The organism is Pusillimonas sp. DMV24BSW_D (genome assembly GCF_011388195.1).
Classification (GTDB): domain Bacteria; phylum Pseudomonadota; class Gammaproteobacteria; order Burkholderiales; family Burkholderiaceae_B; genus Neopusillimonas; species Neopusillimonas aestuarii.
In genome coordinates, this window is record NZ_CP049990.1 from 2,341,226 (window position 1) to 2,364,406 (window position 23,181).

At 51.3% G+C, this 23,181-nt stretch carries 21 protein-coding genes; 15 read left to right on the forward strand and 6 right to left on the reverse strand.

The window, feature by feature from the left end:
- Nucleotides 1–23 precede the first annotated feature (23 nt).
- The gene (locus tag G9Q38_RS11390; protein WP_166131026.1) at nt 24–632 is read right to left on the reverse strand and encodes a glutathione S-transferase family protein; all 609 of its coding nucleotides are present in this window, start codon (nt 630–632) and stop codon (nt 24–26) included.
- A gap of 145 nt (nt 633–777) precedes the next feature.
- Between G9Q38_RS11390 and G9Q38_RS11395 the strand changes: the two genes are divergently transcribed.
- From G9Q38_RS11395 to G9Q38_RS11410, 4 genes are all read left to right on the forward strand, one after another.
- Nucleotides 778–1,554, forward strand: a complete 777-nt coding sequence (locus tag G9Q38_RS11395; RefSeq protein WP_205962289.1) for an SDR family oxidoreductase — start codon at nt 778–780, stop codon at nt 1,552–1,554.
- 10 nt (nt 1,555–1,564) lie between these two features.
- Nucleotides 1,565–2,626: a type I glyceraldehyde-3-phosphate dehydrogenase gene (locus G9Q38_RS11400; RefSeq protein ID WP_166131029.1), complete on the forward strand. Its 1,062-nt coding sequence runs from the start codon at nt 1,565–1,567 to the stop codon at nt 2,624–2,626.
- 16 nt (nt 2,627–2,642) lie between these two features.
- Nucleotides 2,643–4,043: a class II fumarate hydratase gene (gene fumC, locus G9Q38_RS11405; RefSeq protein WP_119442680.1), complete on the forward strand. Its 1,401-nt coding sequence runs from the start codon at nt 2,643–2,645 to the stop codon at nt 4,041–4,043.
- A 100-nt stretch (nt 4,044–4,143) separates the two neighbouring features.
- Complete coding sequence (locus G9Q38_RS11410) at nt 4,144–5,214, forward strand: PQQ-dependent sugar dehydrogenase (protein ID WP_228276122.1); 1,071 nt, start codon at nt 4,144–4,146, stop codon at nt 5,212–5,214.
- Nucleotides 5,215–5,281: 67 nt separating this feature from the next.
- Here G9Q38_RS11410 and G9Q38_RS11415 read toward each other — a convergent pair whose 3' ends face one another.
- Nucleotides 5,282–6,433 (reverse strand): ABC transporter substrate-binding protein, encoded by a 1,152-nt coding sequence (locus G9Q38_RS11415; RefSeq protein WP_205962290.1) that lies wholly within the window; start codon nt 6,431–6,433, stop codon nt 5,282–5,284.
- 191 nt (nt 6,434–6,624) lie between these two features.
- On the opposite strand from G9Q38_RS11415, the gene G9Q38_RS11420 reads away from it, so the two are divergent.
- The 5 genes from G9Q38_RS11420 to G9Q38_RS11440 all read left to right on the forward strand — a co-directional run bounded on the left by G9Q38_RS11420 (nt 6,625) and on the right by G9Q38_RS11440 (nt 14,853).
- Nucleotides 6,625–7,074 carry an Hsp20/alpha crystallin family protein gene (locus G9Q38_RS11420; RefSeq protein WP_166131030.1) on the forward strand — a complete coding sequence of 150 codons (450 nt, stop codon included), beginning with the start codon at nt 6,625–6,627 and terminating at the stop codon, nt 7,072–7,074.
- Between the two features lie 175 nt (nt 7,075–7,249).
- Entirely contained in the window at nt 7,250–9,460 is a 2,211-nt protein-coding gene (locus G9Q38_RS11425) for a diguanylate cyclase domain-containing protein (RefSeq protein WP_166131031.1), read from the forward strand.
- 100 nt (nt 9,461–9,560) lie between these two features.
- Nucleotides 9,561–10,406 carry an ATP-binding protein gene (locus G9Q38_RS11430; RefSeq protein WP_166131032.1) on the forward strand — a complete coding sequence of 282 codons (846 nt, stop codon included), beginning with the start codon at nt 9,561–9,563 and terminating at the stop codon, nt 10,404–10,406.
- 14 nt (nt 10,407–10,420) lie between these two features.
- Entirely contained in the window at nt 10,421–11,749 is a 1,329-nt protein-coding gene (gene nosR, locus G9Q38_RS11435) for a response regulator c-di-GMP phosphodiesterase, NosR family (RefSeq protein WP_166131033.1), read from the forward strand.
- Entirely contained in the window at nt 11,746–14,853 is a 3,108-nt protein-coding gene (locus G9Q38_RS11440; RefSeq protein WP_166131034.1) for an EAL domain-containing protein, read from the forward strand. Before nosR ends, G9Q38_RS11440 begins: the two co-directional genes overlap by 4 nt.
- Here G9Q38_RS11440 and G9Q38_RS11445 read toward each other — a convergent pair.
- Together G9Q38_RS11445 and G9Q38_RS11450 are read right to left on the reverse strand one after the other, a co-directional pair.
- A complete protein-coding gene (locus G9Q38_RS11445) occupies nt 14,845–15,882 on the reverse strand; it encodes a Rieske 2Fe-2S domain-containing protein (protein WP_166131035.1) in 1,038 nt (345 codons plus the stop codon). The two genes, G9Q38_RS11440 and G9Q38_RS11445, sit on opposite strands and share 9 nt — an antisense overlap.
- Before the next feature lie 149 nt (nt 15,883–16,031).
- Complete coding sequence (locus G9Q38_RS11450) at nt 16,032–16,358, reverse strand: metalloregulator ArsR/SmtB family transcription factor (RefSeq protein WP_166131036.1); 327 nt, start codon at nt 16,356–16,358, stop codon at nt 16,032–16,034.
- Between the two features lie 203 nt (nt 16,359–16,561).
- Here G9Q38_RS11450 and arsB point away from each other — a divergent pair, with 203 nt between their 5' ends.
- Complete coding sequence (gene arsB / locus G9Q38_RS11455; protein ID WP_166131037.1) at nt 16,562–17,644, forward strand: ACR3 family arsenite efflux transporter; 1,083 nt, start codon at nt 16,562–16,564, stop codon at nt 17,642–17,644.
- 32 nt (nt 17,645–17,676) lie between these two features.
- Here arsB and arsC read toward each other — a convergent pair whose 3' ends face one another.
- Nucleotides 17,677–18,102 carry an arsenate reductase (glutaredoxin) gene (arsC, locus tag G9Q38_RS11460; protein ID WP_166131039.1) on the reverse strand — a complete coding sequence of 142 codons (426 nt, stop codon included), beginning with the start codon at nt 18,100–18,102 and terminating at the stop codon, nt 17,677–17,679.
- A 47-nt stretch (nt 18,103–18,149) separates the two neighbouring features.
- On the opposite strand from arsC, the gene G9Q38_RS11465 reads away from it, so the two are divergent.
- The 5 genes from G9Q38_RS11465 to G9Q38_RS11485 are packed head-to-tail and all read left to right on the forward strand — an operon-like array spanning nt 18,150 to nt 22,278.
- Nucleotides 18,150–18,659, forward strand: a complete 510-nt coding sequence (locus tag G9Q38_RS11465; RefSeq protein ID WP_166131042.1) for an arsenate reductase ArsC — start codon at nt 18,150–18,152, stop codon at nt 18,657–18,659.
- 43 nt (nt 18,660–18,702) lie between these two features.
- The gene (locus tag G9Q38_RS11470) at nt 18,703–19,866 is read left to right on the forward strand and encodes an MlaE family ABC transporter permease (RefSeq protein WP_228276123.1); all 1,164 of its coding nucleotides are present in this window, start codon (nt 18,703–18,705) and stop codon (nt 19,864–19,866) included.
- Complete coding sequence (locus G9Q38_RS11475; protein WP_166131044.1) at nt 19,860–20,693, forward strand: ABC transporter ATP-binding protein; 834 nt, start codon at nt 19,860–19,862, stop codon at nt 20,691–20,693. The genes G9Q38_RS11470 and G9Q38_RS11475 overlap by 7 nt, the downstream gene beginning before the upstream one ends.
- A 2-nt stretch (nt 20,694–20,695) precedes the next feature.
- Nucleotides 20,696–21,610, forward strand: coding sequence for an MlaD family protein (locus tag G9Q38_RS11480; protein ID WP_166131047.1), 915 nt, complete (start codon nt 20,696–20,698; stop codon nt 21,608–21,610).
- Nucleotides 21,607–22,278 (forward strand): ABC-type transport auxiliary lipoprotein family protein, encoded by a 672-nt coding sequence (locus G9Q38_RS11485; RefSeq protein ID WP_166131050.1) that lies wholly within the window; start codon nt 21,607–21,609, stop codon nt 22,276–22,278. The genes G9Q38_RS11480 and G9Q38_RS11485 overlap by 4 nt, the downstream gene beginning before the upstream one ends.
- Here G9Q38_RS11485 and G9Q38_RS11490 read toward each other — a convergent pair.
- The gene (locus G9Q38_RS11490; protein WP_166131053.1) at nt 22,275–23,120 is read right to left on the reverse strand and encodes a response regulator transcription factor; all 846 of its coding nucleotides are present in this window, start codon (nt 23,118–23,120) and stop codon (nt 22,275–22,277) included. The two genes, G9Q38_RS11485 and G9Q38_RS11490, sit on opposite strands and share 4 nt — an antisense overlap.
- Between the last annotated feature and the right edge of the window lie 61 nt (nt 23,121–23,181).

The window sequence follows — 23,181 nt, forward strand, 5'->3', positions numbered from 1 at the left end:
GGGCGTATTCAGCTGTTTGCCGGTTATTCCAAGCCCTGGCGGTTTAGCGCATTTTGAACGCCAGGATCTGCTGCCATACGGTTATAGAATGCGTCCAGGTTTTTCAGGTTAGACATATCAATGCCTTTTGCGCGGGTCCAGCGATTAACTGTATACAGATAAGGGTCGGCCAATGAGCGTTTCCCTGCCAGATAATCACGGTCGGCTAGGCGCTTGTCGGCCACACTAAATAAAAATTTGATACGTTCCGCCGCTTTGGTTGCCAGTTCCTCTTGCCCCTGCGGCGTGCTTTGAAAATTCTGCGGCACAAAGACCAGCGAGAAGGTACGGTGCAAATCGGAATTGCAAAATGATAGCCAGCGTCGTACTTCTGCACGTTCTTTTGCAGTGGTGCCGTGCAGCCCGCTTTCAGGATGCAATTCGGCCAGATATTCCATAATGGCCACACTTTGTGACAGAACGAAATCATCATCAACCAATACCGGTACGGATCCAACCGGATTCAAAGCCAGGAACTGGGGCGTTTTGGTTTGCTCACGAGTGACTTCTTCAAGCTCGTAGCCAACATTCATCCACTCGAGCACAATTTGCGATGCCAGCGGGCAGGCGCCTTTCAGGTAATAAAGCTTCATGGTTATCCTTGAATCAGTTAAATCGAATTGAGCTGATATTCTATCGATGACCATCGCGAATGCAAACAGGCTTGATTAAACCAGTAGTTTGATCCGATCAGGTTGCAGTTGCGCTACCATGTTATTTTTGGAGTGCGTTGTTACCATGTTCAAGCCTGATTTTTCGTTGAATAATCGTCTTGCTCTTGTTACTGGGTCTACTCGCGGATTAGGCTATGCCATTGCGTCTGCTTATGCCGCCAGCGGGGCCAATGTGATTATTAACGGACGAGACCCGGAACGCACGCAAGCGGTTGCCCGGCAATTACGTGAGCAAGGTGCAACCGCGCACGCATGGGTGCAGGATATTGCCGACTTCGACTCATTGCCTCAAGCTTACGCGAACCTTTGTAACCAATGGGGTACACCTGATATTTTGGTTAACAATGTGGGAATTCGTATCCGAAAACCCTTGTCTGCAGCCTCAGTCAACGATATCAATCAACTAATCCACGTGAATTTGTCGGCCGCAGTTTTCTTATCGAAGCTGGCGGCAGGGGCCATGCTTGACCAGAATCCAAAACCTTCCGGTCGCATCATCTCCTTAACCTCTATTGCAGGGAATCTGGCCCGCTCAGGTGACGCCATCTATCCTATTGCAAAACTAGGTTTGAAAGGCCTGGTTCACAGTTTGGCGGTGGAGTACGGGCCTTATGGCATTACCAGTAATGGTGTGGCCCCTGGTACTTTTGCCACCGAAGCCAATGCCGATCTGGTGGCTGACCCCGTTCGCGGGCCGGTCGTTATTGGCCGCAATCCACTGGGTCGCTGGGGGCAGCCCGAGGAAATCACCGGCGCGGCGGTTTTTCTGGCGTCACCCAGCGCCGCCTACGTGAATGGCCATGTTTTGGTTGTTGACGGTGGTTTTTCTATTACATTTTGAATGGTTTTTTATGTCTGCAAAACTTCGTCTGGCAATTAATGGCTATGGGCGCATTGGCCGTTGCTTCTTGCGCGCACTATACGAATCGTCGGCGTGCGAGCAATTTGAAATTGTTGCAATTAATGAGCCGGCCGACCTGGATTCCATGGCCTACCTTACGCGTTTTGACTCAACACACGGTGTTTTCCCGGGCGAAGTCGATCAAGGCAGACAAACGCTCATCATCAATGGACATTCAATCAAGGTAACGCACGCCGACAAGCCTGAGTCGGTTGATTGGGGTGCTTATAACCTTGATGTGTTGGTCGAGTGCTCCGGTTGTTACAGTAGCAGAAGCGAACTGATGCGGTTTATTCAGGCCGGGTGCCCCCGGTTATTGTTGTCACAGCCGGCTGACGGCGCGGCTGAAGTTGATCAGACCATTGTGTATGGTATTAATGAGCATGTATTAAAAGGCGATGAGGTTCTGGTTTCGAATGCCTCGTGCACGACAAATGCTATTGTGCCGGTGCTGGCGGCCTTGAATCGCGCTTTTTCGCTTGAACACGCTTTTCTGACAACATTGCATTCGGTTATGAATGATCAGCCCTTAATCGATGGCTATCATAGGTCGGATTTGCGTCGCACACGTTCAGCCATGCAATCGATTGTGCCGGTCTCAACAGGGTTGGCCAAGGGGGTGGAGCGGTTACTGCCGGAATTGGCGGGTAAGGTTGTGGCCAAGGCGATTCGCGTTCCCACGTTAAATGTTTCTGCGATTGACCTCATGGTCACAACGAAACAGGTGGTCTCTGTCGAGGCGATCAATACGCAAATGCAAGCCCTTGCTCACAATGCAAAGCGTCTTGTGGCGTACTCAAGTCACCCCCATGCTTCAGTCGACTTCAATCATAATCCGCACTCAGCCATTATCGACGGCAGCCAAACGCGCGTGAATGGTGAGAATTTTGTGAATTTGCTGGTATGGTTTGATAACGAATGGGGCTTTGCCAATCGGTTGCTCGATACCCTGGGGTATTGGGCAACCCACTTAAACCTCAGTAGCCCTGTTCAGTTCAAGCAACCAGCCTGATCGACAGGAGGCCAAAATGAGCAAAATGCGCACGGAGTACGATTCAATGGGACCCATCGACGTTCCGGCCGATCGGTACTGGGGCGCACAAACGCAACGGTCACTTCATCACTTCCCAATCGGTGCCGACCGCTTTGTCTGGCCTGCCTCCATTATCAAAGCGCTGGGCTTATTGAAAAAGTCTGCCGCCAAGGCCAACGCATCGCTGGGGGAGCTAGACCCAAAACTGGCCGACTTAATCATTCAAGCCAGTGATGATGTCATTCAGGGGCGATTGAATGCACACTTTCCATTGGTGGTGTTTCAAACGGGCTCGGGAACCCAGTCGAACATGAACGCCAACGAAGTCATTGCCAATCGGGCTATTGAACTGGCCGGGGGGCAATTGGGGTCGAAACAGCCGGTTCATCCCAATGATCATGTCAATCGCGGGCAATCTTCGAACGATACTTTTCCTACCGCAATGCACATTGCAGTGGCCCAAAGCGTGCAGCATCATTTGCTGGATTCGGTACAGGCTTTACGTGACACACTCGATGCAAAGTCGCGCGCGTACGACCAAATTGTGAAAACCGGGCGTACCCATTTGCAAGACGCAACGCCCATTACCTTGGGGCAGGAAATAAGCGCCTGGGTGGCGCAGATTGATTTCGGCCTGGCGGCTATCAAACAGGCATTGCCGGGCGTTTATGAGCTTGCAATTGGAGGTACGGCCGTGGGAACGGGTCTGAATGCACATCCTGAATTCGGTGACCGGGCCGCCGTGTATTTGTCGGAAGAAACAGGGCTGCCTTTTATTTCGGCCTCTAACAGGTTTTTTGCATTATCAGCGCATGACGCCCTGGTTCAAATGTCTGCGGCGTTGCGGACCCTGGCGGGCGGCCTGATGAAAATGGCTAACGACATTCGCTGGCTGGCCAGCGGACCCCGTTGCGGCATCGGTGAATTGTTGATTCCTGAAAACGAACCGGGTTCTTCAATTATGCCGGGCAAAGTGAACCCAACCCAATGTGAGGCTCTGACCATGGTTTGTGTACAGGTTTTTGGTAATGATGCCGCCACCGCCTTTGCCGGTACGCAAGGTAATTTTCAACTTAATGTTTACAAACCGGTCATGGTGCATAACGTGCTGGAAAGCATCCAGCTTCTGGGCGATGCATGCGGCACATTTAATCGTTTTTGCGCTGAAGGTATTGAGCCAAATAAACCGGTAATCGAGTCACATTTACATCAAAACCTAATGCTGGTCACTGCGTTGAACCGCCATATTGGATACGACAAAGCAGCCGAAATTGCCAAGAAAGCGCATCGGGAAGGGATGTCGCTGCGCGAGGCGGCCATTGATTCTGGCTACCTTAGCGGTGAACAATATGATCAGTGGGTGGTTCCGATGAACATGACCCGACCGGGAGTATAAGACGATGCTTGATATTGACACTTCAAAATGCCTGAATGCGCCTCGAGGCCTGTTGAGGTCGGCTTTTGCCTGTGCCCTTATGCTGTTTACGGCACAGTTTATGACTTTGTCACACGTTCGTGCGGCAGAAATCGAGGTTGAAGAGCTTGCTCAAGGTTTGCAACACCCTTGGGGTATGGCATTTTTGCCCGACAATCAGGGCATGCTGGTGACTGAACGTGAAGGTTCTCTACGCCATGTTTCCTCAAACGGCCAGGTTTCCGACCCCATTAACGGCGTACCTGAGGTGTGGAATAAAGGGCAGGGTGGCTTGCTTGATATTGCATTGGCACCGAATTTCAAGCAATCCCGAAATGTCTATTTATCGTATTCCGAGGGTGGCAGTGCCCGCGCAGGAACGGCCGTGGGCTTCGGCAAGCTAAGTAACGACATGCGACAACTGGAGGGTTTCAAAGTGATCTTCCGCCAGGAGCCCAAAATGTCCACCGGCCAGCACTTTGGTTCCCGTTTGGTATTTGATAATCGCGGCCATTTATATATTACGTTGGGAGACAACGGGCAGCGCCCGTTGCCGCAAGATCTTGACAAGTTACAAGGTAAGGTCGTACGTATTCTCGCCGACGGCACGATTCCATCCGACAATCCCTTCGTTCGCGACCCAATGGCGCGAGATGAAATCTGGACTTACGGGCATCGTAACCCGCAGGGTGCGGCATTACATCCCGAAAGTGGGCTCCTCTGGATAAATGAACACGGCCCACGCGGTGGCGATGAAATTAATATTCCGAAAGCAGGGAAAAATTACGGCTGGCCGATTGCCACGCATGGCATCAACTATTCCGGTAGTCCTATCCCTGAAGCAAAAGGGGAGCAAGTAAAGGGGACGGAGGCGCCGAATTTTGTTTGGGAAGTGTCGCCTGCGGTGAGCGGAATGGCTTTTTATACCGGCGAACGTTTCCCACAATGGCAGGGCTCGATTTTTGTGGGTGCCTTGCGCGACCGCAGCCTGATTCGGCTGACTCAAAACCAAGACGGCGTTATTGAAGAGCAAGAGCGCCTGTTAAAAGATTTGAATGAACGTATCCGTGATGTACGCAGTGGCCCCGATGGGTTTATTTACGTGCTAACAGATGCAGATAACGGGCGTTTGCTTCGCATAGGCTTGCAGTAAGTAACAGTAAAAAAACCCCGGTTTTAAGGCCGGGGCTTTTCTTGTGACGGCACATACTGCCAGATGATTATTTCATCAGTTTCCAGTCGCCGTCTTTAACCTCAACCAGCATGCGGGCACGTTCATCGTGGCCGAAGTGGTCAGTGGGGCTCATGTTGAACACACCATGCGAGCCGACGACTTCTTCTGAGTTTTCAATCGCGTCACGCAGCGCTGCGCGGAATGCTTGAGTGCCTGGCTCAGCCTTTTTAAGGGCTTCGGGAGCCGCTGCTTCAAGCACAAGATAAGCATCGAAAATATGGGCACCGAAAGACGAGAAGGAGCCTTCGCCATACATTTTTTCGTAAGCTTTGATGTATTCAATACCAGGTTGCTTCGAAGGGTGCGAATCAGGTAGTTGCTCTGCAATTACAACCGGCCCGACCGGCAGAATAGTGCCTTCCACCGCTTTGCCGCCTACACGAATGTACTCTTTACTGGCGGTGCCGTGCGTTTGGTATATCTGCCCTTTAAAACCGCGATCTTGCAGGGTAACCTGTGGCAGGACCGATGGGGTTCCAGACGCGACAACCAAAATAGCGTCGGGTTTTGCGGCAACCAGTTTCAAGGCTTGGCCCGTTACACTGGTGTCGTTCCGGTTGAAACGCTCAACGTTTTCCATACTGATACCGGCCTTTTCAACCAAGGGGCGCATTTCTTTAAGCCAAACCTCGCCATATGCGTCGGCATAGCCGATAAAGCCCAGTTTTTTGACCCCATTTTCTTTCATGTGGTCAACCAATGCACCTGCCATAAGGCGCACGTGTTGCGGGGTGCGGAAAACCCATTTTTCTTTATCGGCAGGCAAGTCTAATGGGGCAACGGCGATTTGCGGTACCTCGAGTTCGTTGGTTATCTCAGCCACGGCCACGCTGGTTGGCGTTGAAGATGAGCCAAAAATAATATCGACTTTGTCTTCGGTAATGAGTTTGCGCGCATTACGACCCGCTTGCGTTGCGTCAGTGGCATCGTCGAGCACAATGTAGTTAACTTTGTGGCCTGCGATCTCTGTTGGTAAAAGCGGGATGGTATTACGCTCGGGCACCCCCAACGCGGCGGCCGGGCCGGTGCTGGAGAGCGTGACGCCCACATTGATGTCTTTGGTTTGCGCTGAGGCAGCCATTGCACTGGCCATAAGGCCGGCAGCGGCCACGCCGGCCAGTTTCATTGAGAGTTTCATGTTTCCTCCGGTTGTAAGAAATTTTATTAATTGCGACGTTTTGAAAACGTTGCCAACTTTACGTAAACGTTCTGATTATGACAATAGGGATGAACCCAGCGCAACTCTTGATTTTCATCAAGGCGGCCACCAAATAGCAGGTGTAGCATGAACATGCCAATTTGGAACTTAACTTGATAGAGAGGTGAGTCATGGCAAACTTAACACGTTTTGATCCGTTTCGTGATTTAACGACAATGGAACCCTGGCGAAATTTGGAGGACTTTTTTAGCGATTTCAGCTTGCGTCCGTTGGCGGACAAAGTCCAAACCGAGCCGCGCATCCGAATGGACGTAACCGAAGCGCAAGACCATTACGCCGTCAAGGCCGAGATTCCAGGTATGCGCAAGGAAGACATCACTGTTTCCATCGATGGTAACCAGGTAACCCTCAGTGCGGAGATCCGTCAGGAAAAAGAAGAGAAAAAAGACGAAAAAGTGGTGCGTCGGGAGCGTTTTTACGGCCGTCAGACGCGCAGTTTTTCACTCGCCCACGATATTGATGAGTCTGCCTCTTCAGCGCATTATGAAAATGGCGTATTGAACTTGAAGTTGGTAAAAAAGGCCGGTACGAACGGCAGCCGGACATTGGCTATTCAATAAAAATAAAGATATAAATTATGAATCATAAGGGGCGTTACATCATCGCCCCTAACTTTTTCTCGTTCGCCGCCGTTAACTAACAAATTGTCCCTTTTCAATTTGTTGCATTTTGTTATAAACCGGGGTAGTCTAGCGATTTTGTCTGGCGTAGGCGCCTTTATTCTGGCGGAAGGTTATGGTTTCTATTCTTCAAGGCGCAGTCAAGCATTTCCCGACCGACGCCCAGCGTATGGCGAAGAAGATGCCATCGGCACAGGGCCTGCAATTGTTATATAACGCAGTACAGCGCCTTTCGGGAACCCGCAGAATTGATACCGGGCTGGCACGGGTTCTTGAGTTGCTGTGTACGCACTCGCAATGGCAAGCTGCAATTGCCTGGATCACCCGGCCACATGAAAAGCCGCAGTTTCAGTGTGCCTGGCATGAAACGCAGCACGGTATACAAGCGCTGGAAGCCTGTTTTCGCAACGGCGCGTTCAGCCACCAGGACACCATTCCATTCTTGGTGATGCAACAAGAAAGCGCAGTTTTCGCAGCAACCATTCCACAAAGCAATCACAACGAAGCAAACAATGTGGTTCGTAAACTGGGCTTGCACTCCGCCCTGGGTATCCCACTGCCTGGGCGTGATCATGTTCTAGGCGTCATCGAGCTGCTGAGCACCGACACAAATGAGCCTGACGCCAGCACAATTGCACTACTGCAAACGTTGGGTAGCGACATTGGTTTGTTTCTGGAGGCCCGCCAGTTGGAGGGGCAATTACAGGAAAAGAATAAAAAATTGTTGCAGACACAACGTATTGCACGCCTGGCTTCCTGGGAAATCGACTTACTTAACTTAAAGCTATACGGCAGCCCCGATGCCGCAAGGGTCATGGGTTTATCGGTCGATACCTTGCCGTCCAATTTGCATGAATTATTGGCCTTCATTCCGCCGGAAGATCATGACATTTTCAATAGCCTGTTGGCCGGCGCACAGCAGCGCGCCCATCCTTTCGTTACCGTAGAGCATCGTTTATGTTCCCCAGGCGGTATGCGTTACCTGATGGTGCGGGCGGAAGGGCAGTTCGATCACACCGGCAGGCCGGTGCGAATCACCGGCACCATGCAAGACATTACCGAACAAAAGCTGGCCAATATACAAGCTACGCAGTCTGAGCAACGCTGGGAGGCCGCGTTTCGAAATAGCCCGGTGCCATCGATTATTACAGCGATCGATTCGGGGCTTTGCCTGGATGCCAACGATGAAATGTGCCGTCTTCTGGGGGTGGATCTGAGTGAAATGGTTGGCAAAACCACGACCGAACTCATGATCTGGCCGGCAAACATGCCGCGTTCCGCTTTTATTGAAGAAGTGAAGAAACAAGGTTCCGTACGCCAAAAGGAGTTCCGGGCGTTGGTCGACGGCGCAGAACACTATCTTCTTATTAATATGGAGCGCATTGAGTTTAACGGCCACGATGCGCTTTACGGTCAATGGGTCGACATCACGCCGGTAAAAAAACTGGAAGAAAAGTTGCGCTTAACGGCTGCGGCAGTCGAGCACGCCGCTGATGCATTGGTGCTTATTGACCGTCAAGGGGATATTGTTGCCGTTAACCCGGCATTTACCGCTATTACCGGTTATACGGCGGACCAAGCGCTAAATCAGTGGTTTATGGGACTGCTACACAAACCCACGGGGCGTCACGATAAACACTTTTTTAAAAGCGCGGTCGATACGCTAGAGGATCACAATCAGTGGAAAGGTGAGGTCTGGACGCAACGGGCTAACGGTAATGTTTTTCCGGCTCTGTTGACTTTAGGAGCGATTCGCAGCCCGGAAACAAACAAAATAACCCATTATGTCGGTGTTTTTTCTGATATTTCACGCCAGAAAGAATACGAAGACCGTCTGCGCCAGCTTGCTTTGCACGATGAGTTAACCGGGCTTGCCAATCGTACATTACTCATCGAACGGGGTAATCGTGCGTTGCTTCAAGCTGAACGGCATGACGGCATGGTAGCTGTGTTGTTTATCGACTTGAACCGTTTCAAATCAGTTAATGACGCGCACGGCCATGCAGTAGGTGATGCACTATTGCAACAAGTGGCAGATCGCCTTGTGTTATGCGTGCGGGCTTCCGACACAGTCGCCCGGGTCGGCGGTGATGAGTTCGTTATTCTACTGACCGATCTTTCACAAGACGACGACGCCTATCAGGTTGCCGATAAAGTGCACCTGGCAATGGTGCAGCCGTTTCGGGTTGAGGGTGTTGATATCGATGTGGGGGCCAGTGTCGGGGTGGCACGCTACCCGCACGACGGCGTCGACATGACAATGCTGCTCAAATTCGCCGATGAGGGTCTATACCAGGCAAAGCGGGCGGCAGGAAGGTCCGACTAAAACTTTATTCCGGTCAATTCGGGTTTTTGTTGCAGTGATATTAAAGTTTGCGCCACACTTGCCGTTAACCTCCCGTTAACCTGCAAAGTGGTGCTTGCTTATGACGAATAACGACACGCAAGTCGGCTCGAACCCGGCAAATCTGCTCAGCCAGATTGATCACCCCCTGGCAGTTCATCTATTACAAACCGAGAAAATGGCGGGGATCGGCCAGTTGGCGGCCGGTGTAGCCCATGAAATCAATAATCCGGTGGGTTATGTGTTTTCAAACCTGAAAACCTTGGCCGGTTATATGCAAGACATGCTGAAAATCATTGATGCGACCGATCATGTCGAGTCTATGGGTGAATTGCATCAATTGAAAAAATCCCTGGACTACGACTACATTCGGCAAGATGTGCCGGCATTGTTACGCGAGTCCGAAGAGGGGATGGATCGCATAAAGCACATTATTTCAGCGTTGAAGTATTTTTCCCACACCGACGACGACAGCTTCCGTTTGGCCGACCTTCATCAAAGTATTGAGTCGACGTTAACGGTGGCGGGCAACGAAATTAAATATCGTGCACAAGTGATCAAGCAATTCGGTGTTTTACCGCCCGTACAATTCAATGTGTCGCAAATCAATCAGGTTGTGATGAATTTATTAATCAATGCAGCGCAATCGATTGAAAATTCGGGCATGATTACATTACGTACTGATCAGGACGGCGCCTGGGTGTGGTTCGAAGTTGAAGACACAGGGTGCGGTATGACCCCAGAGATACAGCAGCGCATTTTTGAGCCTTTTTATACAACCAAACCTGTTGGGCAGGGCACCGGTATGGGTTTGGCCCTCTCTTACAGCATTGTTCAAAAACATAATGGCAGAATCGACGTATTCAGTAGAGTGGGGCACGGCACACGTATTCGTGTCTGGTTGCCGGTTCACCAACCCAATTTCTAAACCTGGGTGTGATCATGTCTGACGCCTCACAATCGGCCACTATTTTAATTGTTGATGACGAACCCAATGTCATCAGTAGCCTCAAACGTGCCTTGCACGCACAACCTTTCAAGTTGTTGGGGGCCACCAATGGTGAAAGCGCGTTGCAATTGCTGGAAGAAGAGGGCGCCGACCTGGTCATCTGCGATGCCCGCATGCCGGGCATGGACGGCCCAACTCTGTTGCGCACCATTGAGTCACGCCGGCCCGACTGCATGCGTATTCTTTTAACCGGATATGAAGACATTGACCAAACCATCAGGGCTATTAACGAAGGGCGTATTTTTCGTTATATCAGCAAACCGTGGGATGACCGGCTTTTGTTGCTTGCGATCAAGCAGGCTTTGGCACATCAGCATATAGAACGTGACCGTAATCGCTTGCAACTATTAACGCAAGAACAGAATATAGCTCTCCAGCAAGTAAATAGTGAATTGGAAAGCCGGGTTGAATCGCGAACAGCCGAGCTGATGCGGGCGGCTGAAATGTTGTCGGCCGCCAACGAAGAATTGAAACAAGCCTATGTAACGGCAACCGAGGTTTTCTCTGCACTGTTGGCCCAACGGCTGCCGCGCAGCCGACAAACCAATAAAGAGGTGATTGAATTAATGCGCGCTTTTTGCAAAGCGCAAGAGTATTCCCAACAACTGACCGACGATCTTTCAATGGCCGCCGCGTTATATAACCTGGGCAAACTCACCTGGAACGACGCCCTGATCGCCTTGCCGCCGGAATCTATGGATCGCGTCCAACGCGAGAATTATAAAAACTACCCAACAACGGGTGAGCGCCTGCTGATCGCGCTTGAGCCGGCACATGATGCCGCCCTCATTATCCGGCATCATCAAGAACGCTGGGACGGGGCGGGCTTCCCTGACGGTCTTGTGGGCAATGCAATCCCGCTTGGAGCCCGGGTTCTTAAGTTGGTGGTGGATTTCGTTGAAATGAAAATGGGTATGGTTTTTGCGCGCAAAGTGCCGCATGAGGAAATGGTAGAAAAAATGCCCAAATATGCCGGGCGTTTATATGACCCCGAATTATGCGCGGCGTTTATTGAACTGGTGAAGCGTTTGGAAGAAGAAAAAGAAGCGGAAAGCGAAGACGTTGTGACACACAACACAAGTACGTTGCGGCCTGAGATGATTATTGCGCGCAGTTTGCATGCTCAAAACGGCATGCTGCTTTTAAAGGAAGGTACGGTCATTACGGAAAGGCTTATCAATAAGCTCAAAGACTTCGAAGAGAACGAGGAAACGCAATACGTTATTCATGTCTTGCAGGTACTGCAAGACGAAGAGGCATGAGCGCATTCGGTTTCCTTCGGATGTGCAGTGTTTATGGCGCAGCGCGTTTTCTCCCTGCGTTGGCATTGCTGTTTTTTGGCTTGGGCGGGCTACTCGACGCTGTCATCAATTTATTGTTCTTCGCTCGCGTACCGCTTGTTTCCTGGGGCGAAATCACGCTTTATGTATCAACCGGCCTAACGCTGGGTCTGGCCGCCTATTGGGTTTGGCCGGCTCGTGTTTTGGCGCTCGTAACGCTGATTATTGCTGTTGCCTACACCTATTCGGCAGGTCTATGGGGTGGTTTGCTATTGGTAGGGGCATTTGGCTTAATCGCGATAACATTCCCTTTGCCAAAACAAAAACTTGTTTGTCTCTCGCTTGCCGCTTTATTGTTGTTTTTGTCGTTTTCTGCGGTGATTGTGCCCGACGACTGGGTCGTGACACGCTTGCAAAGTTATGCGCACGAAACCCATATCGACGCCATTATGGGTGGTTTGCTTGCCTTGGGTCTGTTTGGGCATGCCTTTTCAAAAGCCTCCCTTGCCGGCCGTCAGACGAAAGAAGAACGTAAACAATTTTTTGTCGCAATCGGCGGTGTTGCATTGGCCGTTCTATGCTGGTTTCTATTGGCGGAGCAGGAGCAACGCTTTGCCGAACAACAAGCAACAATCAGTTCTGCACAGGCGCAAAGTGCCATCACCGAATCTTTGAGCGAAAAAATCGCAGCCTTGCAACGCCTTCATTATCGCGTTGTAGCCTGGCAAGGCCCGATGCACGACGAGGTACAGTTGATTGCCGAGGCGCAGCGTTTCATACAAGACCACGCAACCGCGCTGGGCGTTGCCATCGTAAGCCAGTCGGGGCGAACCGAAACCGGCTATTCGTTGAATCATCCACAACGCTTTTCCGACGTGCTGAGTCACTGGCCTGCTCGTGCCAAGGTGCAAAGCTGGCTCAGACATGTTGCCTCGGAAAGTACACCGCATCTGTTCCTTTATAGTTCAGACAATGTTTCCGACTGGTTCTGGCTGGGTATGGCTTTGCCGGGCCCGAACGCGAGTCATCAAGTGTTGGTGGTGGCACATAATCTTGAGCAGTTTCTTGATTCTGCGTTGCGACCCGACCTTGCCGCCATTCGGTTCCAACTGCATATGGATGGCCGCATGCTATACAACAACCTGGACGAGCAGGGTGTTCAAGCGGCCCGCTATCTGGGCACAAGCCGGTTCGATCCGCATCATGACATCCACTGGGAATTGTCGACGTGGATATCGCCGCGAGCGGCGCCACTCATTAGCCGTTTGCTGCCCGACTTCCTGTTCCTGGTTTGTCTGGGTTTTACGATCCTGTTAATTCGAACGCTGCGTTTGTCACAAGACGTTGTTCAACGATCCGACGCCCTTAGCCAGGCTATTTTTTACGATTATCTTACCGGGCTACCGAATAAAGCCTCTTTAGTACAGAAACTAGATGACGTATGCAAACGCGCCCGTGCGCAGGCAAGTTGCGCCTCCATTATTTTGCTTGATCTGAATGGGCTCAAACTGATTAACGACTCGATGGGCTTTGAGGTAGGCGACCGCGTACTGCGCGAAGTGGCAAACCGGTTGGCCGGCTCTATACAGGCCCCTCAGTGGTTGGCCCGATTGGAAGGGGATGAATTCGTTGTTGTGGTACCAGACGCGCCGGGCCATCAGGTGACGCAACTTGCACGACGCTTGATCAACGTTATTGCGCGTCCTTACCAGCACCAACAGGCTGAATTACACCTAACAGCGTCTGCAGGCATTACCACCCACATAGCGAATGTGCCTGAACCGCTGGAGCTGATTCGCGAAGCCGACCTGGCATCGGCACAAGCCAAGCAAAGTGGCCGCAACACCTGGCGCGAATATGCAAACGAATTGGCTTCCGACGTGAATACGCGGCTTTCTTTGCGCACCGATTTGCAGAAAGCTTTGGTCAACGACCATTTCAATATGCATTACCAACCGCTCATCAACGGCTTTACCGGGCGGATCACAAGCGCGGAGGCGTTGCTGCGTTGGCCGCACTCCGATCGCGGCTATATCTCACCTTCGGTCTTCGTGCCGATTGCCGAAGAGTCGGGCTTAATTGTGCCTTTAAGTCAATGGGTGCTGCATGCAGTTTGCCGCGATAAAGCAGCATTGAACCAAAAAATCATGGCGGACTTTCCGTTCATCATTAACATTTCACCTTTGTATTTTCAGCACCCGCGATTTGTTGAGGAACTCAGCCATGCGCTGGCAACGCATAATTTATCGCCACAGGATATCCAGATAGAAATTACAGAAGGGGTGCTGTTGGAAAGGGTTGACCACACCATCAGTAAATTGAGCACACTGCGAGAATTGGGTTTCAGTGTTTCGGTGGATGATTTTGGTACCGGCTATTCAAGCTTAAGCTATCTGAAAGATCTCCCTGTCGACAAAATAAAAATCGATAGTTCCTTCGTCCGACAAATCGCAGGAGACAGAAAAAGCGCGGCGATTAGCAAGGCCATTATCAGTCTGGCTCATCACCTGGGGCTTAAGGTGGTCGCGGAAGGGGTTGAAACGGAAGCGCAATACTGGTTTCTGAAACGGCACTTTTGCGATGAATTTCAGGGGCATTTGTTTGCCCGCGCCATGCCGATGGATCAATTGGAAACGCGCTTAAGAGAAAAAGGGGGGGTTGAAACGCTTCCCGTTGCACCGGAAAATGATTTAACCCATCGCGCCATCCTGATCCTTGATGACGAAGAAAATATACTGAATGCGCTTCACCGTGTTTTGCGTCGTGAAGGTTATCTTGTATTCAAGGCTTCAAGCACACGCGAAGCGTTCAATATATTGGGGGAAAACGCGATACAGGTCATTATTTCCGACCAGCGTCTGCCCAACATGACCGGGACCGAATTTTTCAGTGAAATCAAAAACCTTTACCCGTCGACCATTCGTATTATTTTGTCCGGCTATGCCGACTTGAAATCACTGACCGAGGCGATTAACCACGGCGCCGTGTACAAGTTCATGGCCAAACCGTGGGACGACGAAGAGCTGCGTCAGACACTGTTACAGGCGTTCAAGGAAGTTGAGCTGCGTACTACATTCTCAAACTAATTCGCGTTGTTCTTCCTGAACCAGACGGTCGATCATGCGCCGTGCCTGTACGCCGCCCGAATCAATATTGAGCATTAGCAAACGGCGCTCGGGATGGCCGGCCAGGTTTTTTTGCTGCGCTTCCAGAACCCCTAAATCCTGAGCAAAAATTTCACCCTGATTTTTGCGGATACGTTCGGTTAACTCCGTGTCATCGGCCTTGAAATGACGCGCCATGCCCCAGAAATACCAATGTGAGTTTTCCGTTTCGGGCGTGATGAAATCAACGACAATGGCTGAAACCTTCACCGACGGGTCGGCATCGAATCCGCCTTGCCCGGCATAAGCCACACCGACATTGATCAGGATATGGCTGGGGGGAGTAAAACGCGAAATTTGCCAGCGGTCGACGGGTTTATCGGGGTCCAGCCCATTTGCGCGCATGGCGTTGGCTAGAAAGGGTGGTGCCTGAATGTTATCCATAAAACGGCTGGTAATGACCGTATCTCCCTCGACCCGCGTATTAACCGGTGCTTCGTCGATCTCGTCTTGCCCGATACTTTCGGGATGCACGTAGGTTTCGTGAGTAAGATCCATTAGATTGTCGATCATTAAACGGTAATCGCAATTCAAGTGATACATGCCGCCGCCGTAGGCCCATTCATCGCTGACCGCCCATTCGAGATGCGGGATTAGGGCGGGGTCGGCTAAGGAGGCGTCGCCCGGCCAAACCCAGATAAAGCCATACTTTTCAATTACCGGAAAACTTTTAATGCATGGAAACCCCGCCACACGCTGCATCGGCATTGATACGGGTTTGCCATCGCAACCCATTGCCAAACCGTGGTAACCGCATACAAGATTTCCGTTCTCGACAAAACCCAACGATAAAGCAGCGCCGCGGTGAGGGCAAAAGTCTTCCACGGCCGCTACCTGGTTGTTCTCGCCGCGATAAAACGCAATACGCTCCCCGCAAATTTGGCGGCCCAACGGCTTGCCGTTAATTTCGTCGGGCGTGCAGGCAACGTACCAGGTGTTCTTTAAATACATGATGGGTTTTGTCTCCGTATTGATTTCGATGGCACGGATGCTTACGAGTCGTGCTTATTTTATGGAGGGTATTGTAGCGATACGGGCTAAAGGGATAAAGCCATTAAACCGATATGGACACATAAATACTTAACTTTACATAATATACATTATGCGCATGACGCCCTGACCAAACGTGAGCGATCGTCTTCAAGTTGCGGTTGATCCACAGCGAGACCCTCCAGTAACTGAGTAAGCCATTGCGGCGCGCTTTGGGCAAGATCATAGAACACCCATTGACCTCGACGCCGATCAGACAGCAACCCACAACGCCTTAATTGTGCCAAATGTCTGGAAACCTTTGACTGGCCTTCGTTCAAAGCACTCGTCAGTTCACAAACGCAAAGCTCTCCTTCTTGCGAAATGAGCAAAAGCATCCGCAGCCGTGTTTCGTCCGCCAGGCACTTCAGTATGGCCAGTTCATTTATTGCGCTCATGGTTTTGTTCGTTATCCATCAAGGATCAATTTAGATTCTTTAAATTATGCCAGTTGCACGTAACCGGATCGTCGACCGATTTGCTACTTACCATCTATTATATTTGCTATTCCATATATGTGGATAAACAGATATAATGTCTCATGCATCGTCAATAGCGATCCGCCCAATTCTATTCGCCATTCAACCTTCAAAAATCAGATATGTCAGAAACCACTGCAACGTCGCAAAAACACGCCGATACACCTCCAATCAGTTTTTTTGAACGCTATCTAACGGTTTGGGTCGCGCTATGTATTATTGTTGGAACGCTTCTGGGTTTGTATTGGCCGGGTGCAGCCCAAGCGCTGGGAGCCATGGAAATTGCCCATGTCAATATTCCGGTTGGTATTTTGATTTGGTGCATGATCATTCCCATGCTCATGAAAATCGACTTTTCTGCGCTCAGTGAAGTGTATGAACAACGCGCGGGCATGGGCATCACTCTGGCAGTGAACTGGCTGATTAAACCGTTCAGCATGGCGTTATTTGGTTGGTTTTTCATTAAGGTGGTGTTTGCGCCCTGGTTACCGGCCGCGTCACTAGACAGCTACATGGCCGGTCTCATTCTGCTGGGCGCAGCACCCTGCACCGCCATGGTGTTTGTATGGAGCAATTTGTGCAAAGGACACGCCAATTTCACGCTCACACAAGTCGCGCTGAATGACCTGATTATGGTGTTTGCCTTTGCCCCGATTGTGGCCTTGCTGCTTGGCGTCTCGTCCATTCCCGTGCCGTGGGATACGTTAATTCTATCGGTGGTCATGTACATCGTCATTCCACTGAGTATTGCTCAGGCATTACGCACTTGGCTCATTAAAAAAGGCGGGCAGCCATTTTTCGAAAAGGTTTTATCCCGTATTGGCCCTTGGTCAATCGTTGCCTTGCTGGCCACCTTGGTTTTGCTGTTCTCATTTCAGGGTAAAGCCATTGTCGAACAGCCAGTCATTATCGCCATATTAGCCGTACCCATTCTGGTTCAAACCCTGTTTATTGCTGCGTTGGGCTATGTTTTGAATCGACAACTGAAAGTTCGGCACGACGTTGCCGGGCCATCGACGATGATCGGCGCCTCGAACTTCTTCGAATTGGCTGTAGCCGTCGCCATCGTGCTCTACGGATTTGATTCAGGCGCCGCGCTGGCCACCGTTGTAGGCGTGCTGATTGAAGTTCCGGTGATGTTGTGGCTGGTACGAACCGTAAACCGCACGCGTCACTGGTATGAACAAGCCTTGCAGGCAGGATAAGCCTCGCCTACCCGCCTGCTTTTCATGATTGGTTAAATGATTCGCCTGCCTTGTTCATCCAGAACCGGTGTGCCGTCTTCCTTGGCGAAAGCTTTAGGCGGCATAGGCGGTAAAAGATCCAAAACCTTTTCACAAGGCCGGCATAAGTTCGCGCCTTTTTCAGTAATCACGAACGGACGATTCAACAAAATGGGATGTGCCTCGAGCGCGTCGAGAATCTGCGTATCGGTAACGTTGGGTTGGTCGAGCCCCAATTCCAGAAAAGGCGTGCCTTTTTCACGCAGCGCTTCGCGCAGGGAAAGGCCAGCTTGTTTAACCATATTAATGATTGTTTCGCGTTTTGGGGGTGTTTTCAGATACTCAACAATTTCCGGTTCAATGCCGGCATGGCGAATAAGCGCCAGCGTATTACGAGAAGTCCCGCACTTGGGGTTGTGATAAATCGTGACGTTATGCATGACGACATTCCTTGTTTTTCAACGATATTCTGCTAAAAGGTCAGTATATGAGTGATAAAGTCTACAACGTGCTGTTTCTATGCACCCACAACTCTGCCAGGAGCATTATGGCAGAAGCATTGCTGAACACGATTGGGCGTGGTCGTTTTCGCGCCTACAGCGCAGGTAGCCAGCCCGGCGGCAAAGTGAATCCATTTGCCGTTGCAAAAGCCGTAGCCATTGGGTACCCAGCAGAAAATTTGCGTAGTAAAAGCTGGGACGAGTTCGCCCTGCCGAATGCCCCGCAAATGGATTTTATTATTACCGTGTGCGATAACGCCGCCGGGGAAGTGTGTCCTATTTGGCCGGGTCAACCTATTTCCGCGCATTGGGGATTTGCAGACCCTGCGTCGGTGGTTGGGGGTGACGACGTCAAACGCGCCGCTTTTAACAAAATATTTCGACAGATTTCCACGCGTATCTCGATTTTTGCTAACATGCCTCTCGAAAAGCTTGAAAAAGCAGCAATCCATCGCGAGCTGAAAAATATTGGTGAAAACCCCGTTTCTCCGGCGTAAAACTTCGTGGCAAAAGGGGTGAAATGGCGCAGCGTACCTAACCTTGACGGCCTTAAACGAATTTCTGCATGTGCGTTCCGGTGGGCAAACACTGTTTGTACAGGTTGCCGGCTCCTGGACGCTTGAGCATTACGAAAAACTAGCCCAAATACGTAATTTACAACTGGAAACTAAGGGCGGCCCGCCGGCCCCGGTATTTACCGGGCCGATTGAAATTGATCTAAGTAATCTCAAGGATTTGGATACGGCGGGCGCGCAACGTTTATACGAATTGCTGGGTCCTGCGCTGGAAACGTCCTTAGAGTCGCCCACTACCCTACCCTCGGAACGTATCGCGCTAATTCGCACAGTTATCAACGCCATCAAACAAGCACCCGCGCCAGAGCGCGCAATGAACCCACCATCATCAATGTTGGAGATCCTTGGTAGGATGGGCCAGGCTGTTGCCGAAGCAGGTAAACAAGCATGGCTGCTTCTGGGTTTTATCGGTCTGACATTACAGGCGCTGTCTTACAACGTATTTCGTCCCCGACGCTGGCGTCTTACCTCCGTGGTTTGGCACATCGAACAAACGGGTTTTAACGCCGTTCCTATCATTGCTTTGCTGACATTCATGGTGGGTGCAGTGGTCGCGTTTCTGGGTGCGACTATTTTGAAAGGTTTCGGCGCGTCGATTTACACCATTAATCTGGTGGCTTTTTCTTTTCTGCGAGAGTTTGCCGTCCTTCTTACGGCCATTCTCATGGCCGGTCGAACCGCCAGCGCCTTTACCGCGCAAATCGGCTCGATGAAGTCCAACGAAGAGCTTGATGCGCTTCGCATGACAGGGCTGAACCCAATTGAATTACTGGTATTGCCCCGCATCCTGGCCTTGCTGGTTGCCCTGCCCTTGCTGACCTTTGTCGGTATGGTGTCAGGCATTGCCGGTGGGATGATGGTGTGCGCTTTATCAATGGATATTTCGCCGTCGATGTTTCTAACGATCATGAACCGGGATATTGATTTGCGCCACTTCCTGCTTGGTATGGCGAAAGCGCCGTTTTTTGCCTACCTGATTGCCATTATCGGCTGTCTGGAAGGCTTGAAGGTGAAAGGCAGCGCCCAATCCATCGGGCAACACACCACCTCCGCCGTGGTGCAGTCCATTTTTGTGGTGATTCTGGTTGACGCGCTGGCGGCAATTTTCTTTATGGAAATGGGATGGTAAACGCCCGACGTTCAAACGCAGATGCGGTCGTACAAGTGCGCGATGTTCGCAACCAATTTGGGTCGCATATTGTGCACGACCATTTGAGTCTTGAGGTGTATCAAGGGGAAATTCTGGGCGTGGTTGGGGGCTCGGGCTCGGGTAAATCGGTTTTACTAAGAACCATTGTCGGCCTGCAAAAACCCGTAGCGGGGCAAGTTTTGTTACGTGGTACTGACGTATACAACCATGCCAACCTGAAAGCTCAAACGCAGAATACGGCCGCAAGGGATATCCAAACGCACCGTCGTTTTGGAGTGTTATTCCAAAGGGGTGCCCTGTTCTCCTCGCTTACCGTACTGGAAAATATTGCCTTGCCCTTAATTGAGCACGCGAAGCTTAGCCGAGAGCTCGCCGAGCATATTGCCCAAATGAAGCTGGGCCTGGTCGGCTTGCCCGGGCACGCGGGTCAGTTATATCCCGCTTCGTTGTCGGGCGGGATGATCAAACGTGCCGCTTTGGCGCGTGCCCTGGCGCTTGATCCAGACATTTTGTTTCTTGATGAGCCCACCGCAGGCCTGGACCCCATCGGCGCGGGTGCGTTTGATCAACTAATTCGCACCTTGCGCGATGCCCTGGGTTTAACGGTGTTTCTGGTCACGCATGATCTTGATACGCTTTACACCCTATGCGATCGAGTGGCGGTTATTTCTCGAAAAAAAGTATTGGTTGCTGATACATTGGGCGTTGTCGCCGAGGTTAATGACGCGTGGATTCAGGAATATTTCCACGGCCCACGTGGCCGCGCCGCCCTCGCTGCCACAGAGCAAACAAAAGGACACGTATAAACATGGAACCCCGTGCACACCACGTGCTAATAGGCATTTTTACGGTTGTTGTGATTGCGCTGGGATTACTGACTGCGCTTTGGTTCGGAAAATATGACCGCCGCGCTGAAGCGGCACTTTACACCGTAGTTTTCAAGGATCCGGTTAGAGGCTTGTCGACAGGTAGCTCGGTTCAGTTCAACGGAATTCGGGTAGGCGAAATCACCGATTTGTATTTGGATCCCAACGACGTTGCAAACGTCAAAGCCACGATTTCAATTCGCTCAGATATTCCTGTGCGCGAAAACACGCAGGCGCAATTATCAATAGTGGGTATTACAGGTATGGCAGTGATTGCTTTAACATCGGGAGCGGGCGAGGCGCCGCTGCTGACTGCGCCACAGGGCGAACCGTACCCGGTGATTGTGGCCCGCCCCTCCCCTTTTGCTCAAATATTCCGTAACGGTGATGCCGCACTCAGCGGACTCACCGAGCTCATTCAAAACGCCAACACCTTATTATCAACGCAGAATGTGCAAGCATTTTCAAATACGCTGACACACCTCGAGGCCGCCTCCGCCCGCTTGGCTGAGCAAGACATCGGTGTACTGATTGGCCAATTAACCAACGCCGCCCAATCGGCCGCGACAACGCTTGAAAATGTCGATAAGCTGGTTTCAAAAGAAGGTCGGCAAATGATACAGAATGCTTCGCAAATGATGTCAACCCTTGAGCGCACTGCTGTTCGTCTGGACACTCTGATTAAAACCAGTCAGCGGCCGCTAAACGATGGTATGGAGGGGTTTGCCCAACTGGGCCCCGCCTTGCAAGAGTTGCAAAGTACGCTGGCTACGTTGCGTTTAACGTTGCGACGTCTGGATGACAACCCGGCGGCTTATTTATTCGGGCGTGAACCTTTACAAGAGATTAACCCATGAACCTGGTTTATTGTTTTAGGCGTTCGTTCACATTCTTTTGCACTGCCGCAAATGGTTTTGCCCGATGGGTAGCGGTGGGAGCATTGACCGTCGTATCGCTGGCCGCCTGTTCTATTTTGCCGGAATCCACTCCGCAGCGCGTCTATCAATTACCCGGTGCACCTGTGCCTTCGGCACACATACATATGCCCGCTGACACCGCCCCGTCGTTGCGGGTGTTAACGCCGTCAAGCCCGTTGATCTTGGCTTCCAATCGCATTCTGGTCATGAGCAACCCTAATGAGTTGGCCGCTTTCAAAGGCGTAAGATGGTCTGATCCCATGCCTCAGCTTTTTCAACGCAGGCTGGTGAGCTACTTACGTGAATCAAATAATTGGCGCGTTGTGACAACCGACGGCACACCGCTTGCAGGTGATTACCAGCTCATTTTAAGTCTGGCCCAATTTCACGCCGTTAGAATGCCTGGGCAAAATCCCAGGGTTGAGATTCGCATTGATGCAATACTCGGGAATCGTGAAACAAACAAAGCCGTTGCTGGCCGTACCTTCACGGAAACGGCTCTAGCCGAAAGCGAGGCTTTCGACGCTTTATTAAGCGCTTATGGTGAAGCCGGAAATGCGTTAGCCGGAAAAATCAGTGTATGGGCCTACCAACAAACTCAGTTTTAACGTAGCCGCATTGAAGGTGTATCAGGCCCTGACTCAGCTTCGGAGTTCATACTGTTGCTGTTAGCGGCGTTTGACGTCGGTTCCCAATTAAGGCTGGCACCTTTGGATCGTGCAAGATAAACCGCTTGATTCCGATTGTGCGCACCCAGGCGCTGATAGACGCTTTCGGTATGTGCCTTGGTCGTTCCGAGCGAAATATCCAAAATGCGCGCTACCGACTTCAATGCGTGGCCACGGGACAACAACACCAAAACTTCGTATTGGCGCCGTGTGAGGCCAAGCAGTTCGGACTCCTTCGCAACAGAAGCGCTCGGCGCGACCGATGAGCGCAGAGTAGCCGCCCTGGAAGGAGCGGCCAAGGCGGCTTTGGGAGCCTGCGCTGGTGAAACCATTGAGGTGCCCAATTCCGAATGACTGCCGTCGATGCTCGTATTGGGTAGGGCATGGTTATTTTCTACCCCAACTGAACCGATGTTTTGATCCCAGGGAAAACAAGTGTGTCCGCTTAACACACGCCGTACGCTGTCGACGAAAACCTCGGCCGGCGCGGCCTGATCGATAAAACCTGATACTTGTCGGGGTAAAGCACTGATCGCCGAATAGTCTGGTGTGCTTTCACTCAGTAAAATCACTTTCTGCGGCAGGAACGCGCGCAAGCCGGCTGTAACCAATGACGTAAGCCGTTCGGGCGATGCAATGGAAATGAGCAGCAGGTCGATTGACTGAGCAGGGTCGGGATATCGGTCGAGATCGTGATAGGAAAAGCCCATTAAGCGAACGTTAGGAACCACGTCGGCCAAAATCTGTATCACACCGGCCCGAAGCAAGGTGTTGCGGGACACCACGGCGATGGTAGTGATGAGAAACTCCTTTACGCCTGTGTTCTGGCTACTACAACGTTAA

Excerpts from the sequence above, each read along its gene's own strand:
- G9Q38_RS11390 (WP_166131026.1), bottom strand. The coding sequence starts at position 632 with ATGAAGCTTTATTACCTGAAAGGCGCCTGCCCGCTGGCATCGCAAATT.
- G9Q38_RS11395 (WP_205962289.1), top strand. The coding sequence starts at position 778 with ATGTTCAAGCCTGATTTTTCGTTGAATAATCGTCTTGCTCTTGTTACT.
- G9Q38_RS11400 (WP_166131029.1), top strand. The coding sequence starts at position 1,565 with ATGTCTGCAAAACTTCGTCTGGCAATTAATGGCTATGGGCGCATTGGC.
- fumC (WP_119442680.1), top strand. The coding sequence starts at position 2,643 with ATGAGCAAAATGCGCACGGAGTACGATTCAATGGGACCCATCGACGTT.
- G9Q38_RS11410 (WP_228276122.1), top strand. The coding sequence starts at position 4,144 with ATGACTTTGTCACACGTTCGTGCGGCAGAAATCGAGGTTGAAGAGCTT.
- G9Q38_RS11415 (WP_205962290.1), bottom strand. The coding sequence starts at position 6,433 with ATGAAACTCTCAATGAAACTGGCCGGCGTGGCCGCTGCCGGCCTTATG.
- G9Q38_RS11420 (WP_166131030.1), top strand. The coding sequence starts at position 6,625 with ATGGCAAACTTAACACGTTTTGATCCGTTTCGTGATTTAACGACAATG.
- G9Q38_RS11425 (WP_166131031.1), top strand. The coding sequence starts at position 7,250 with ATGGTTTCTATTCTTCAAGGCGCAGTCAAGCATTTCCCGACCGACGCC.
- G9Q38_RS11430 (WP_166131032.1), top strand. The coding sequence starts at position 9,561 with ATGACGAATAACGACACGCAAGTCGGCTCGAACCCGGCAAATCTGCTC.
- nosR (WP_166131033.1), top strand. The coding sequence starts at position 10,421 with ATGTCTGACGCCTCACAATCGGCCACTATTTTAATTGTTGATGACGAA.
- G9Q38_RS11440 (WP_166131034.1), top strand. The coding sequence starts at position 11,746 with ATGAGCGCATTCGGTTTCCTTCGGATGTGCAGTGTTTATGGCGCAGCG.
- G9Q38_RS11445 (WP_166131035.1), bottom strand. The coding sequence starts at position 15,882 with ATGTATTTAAAGAACACCTGGTACGTTGCCTGCACGCCCGACGAAATT.
- G9Q38_RS11450 (WP_166131036.1), bottom strand. The coding sequence starts at position 16,358 with ATGAGCGCAATAAATGAACTGGCCATACTGAAGTGCCTGGCGGACGAA.
- arsB (WP_166131037.1), top strand. The coding sequence starts at position 16,562 with ATGTCAGAAACCACTGCAACGTCGCAAAAACACGCCGATACACCTCCA.
- arsC (WP_166131039.1), bottom strand. The coding sequence starts at position 18,102 with ATGCATAACGTCACGATTTATCACAACCCCAAGTGCGGGACTTCTCGT.
- G9Q38_RS11465 (WP_166131042.1), top strand. The coding sequence starts at position 18,150 with ATGAGTGATAAAGTCTACAACGTGCTGTTTCTATGCACCCACAACTCT.
- G9Q38_RS11475 (WP_166131044.1), top strand. The coding sequence starts at position 19,860 with ATGGTAAACGCCCGACGTTCAAACGCAGATGCGGTCGTACAAGTGCGC.
- G9Q38_RS11480 (WP_166131047.1), top strand. The coding sequence starts at position 20,696 with ATGGAACCCCGTGCACACCACGTGCTAATAGGCATTTTTACGGTTGTT.
- G9Q38_RS11485 (WP_166131050.1), top strand. The coding sequence starts at position 21,607 with ATGAACCTGGTTTATTGTTTTAGGCGTTCGTTCACATTCTTTTGCACT.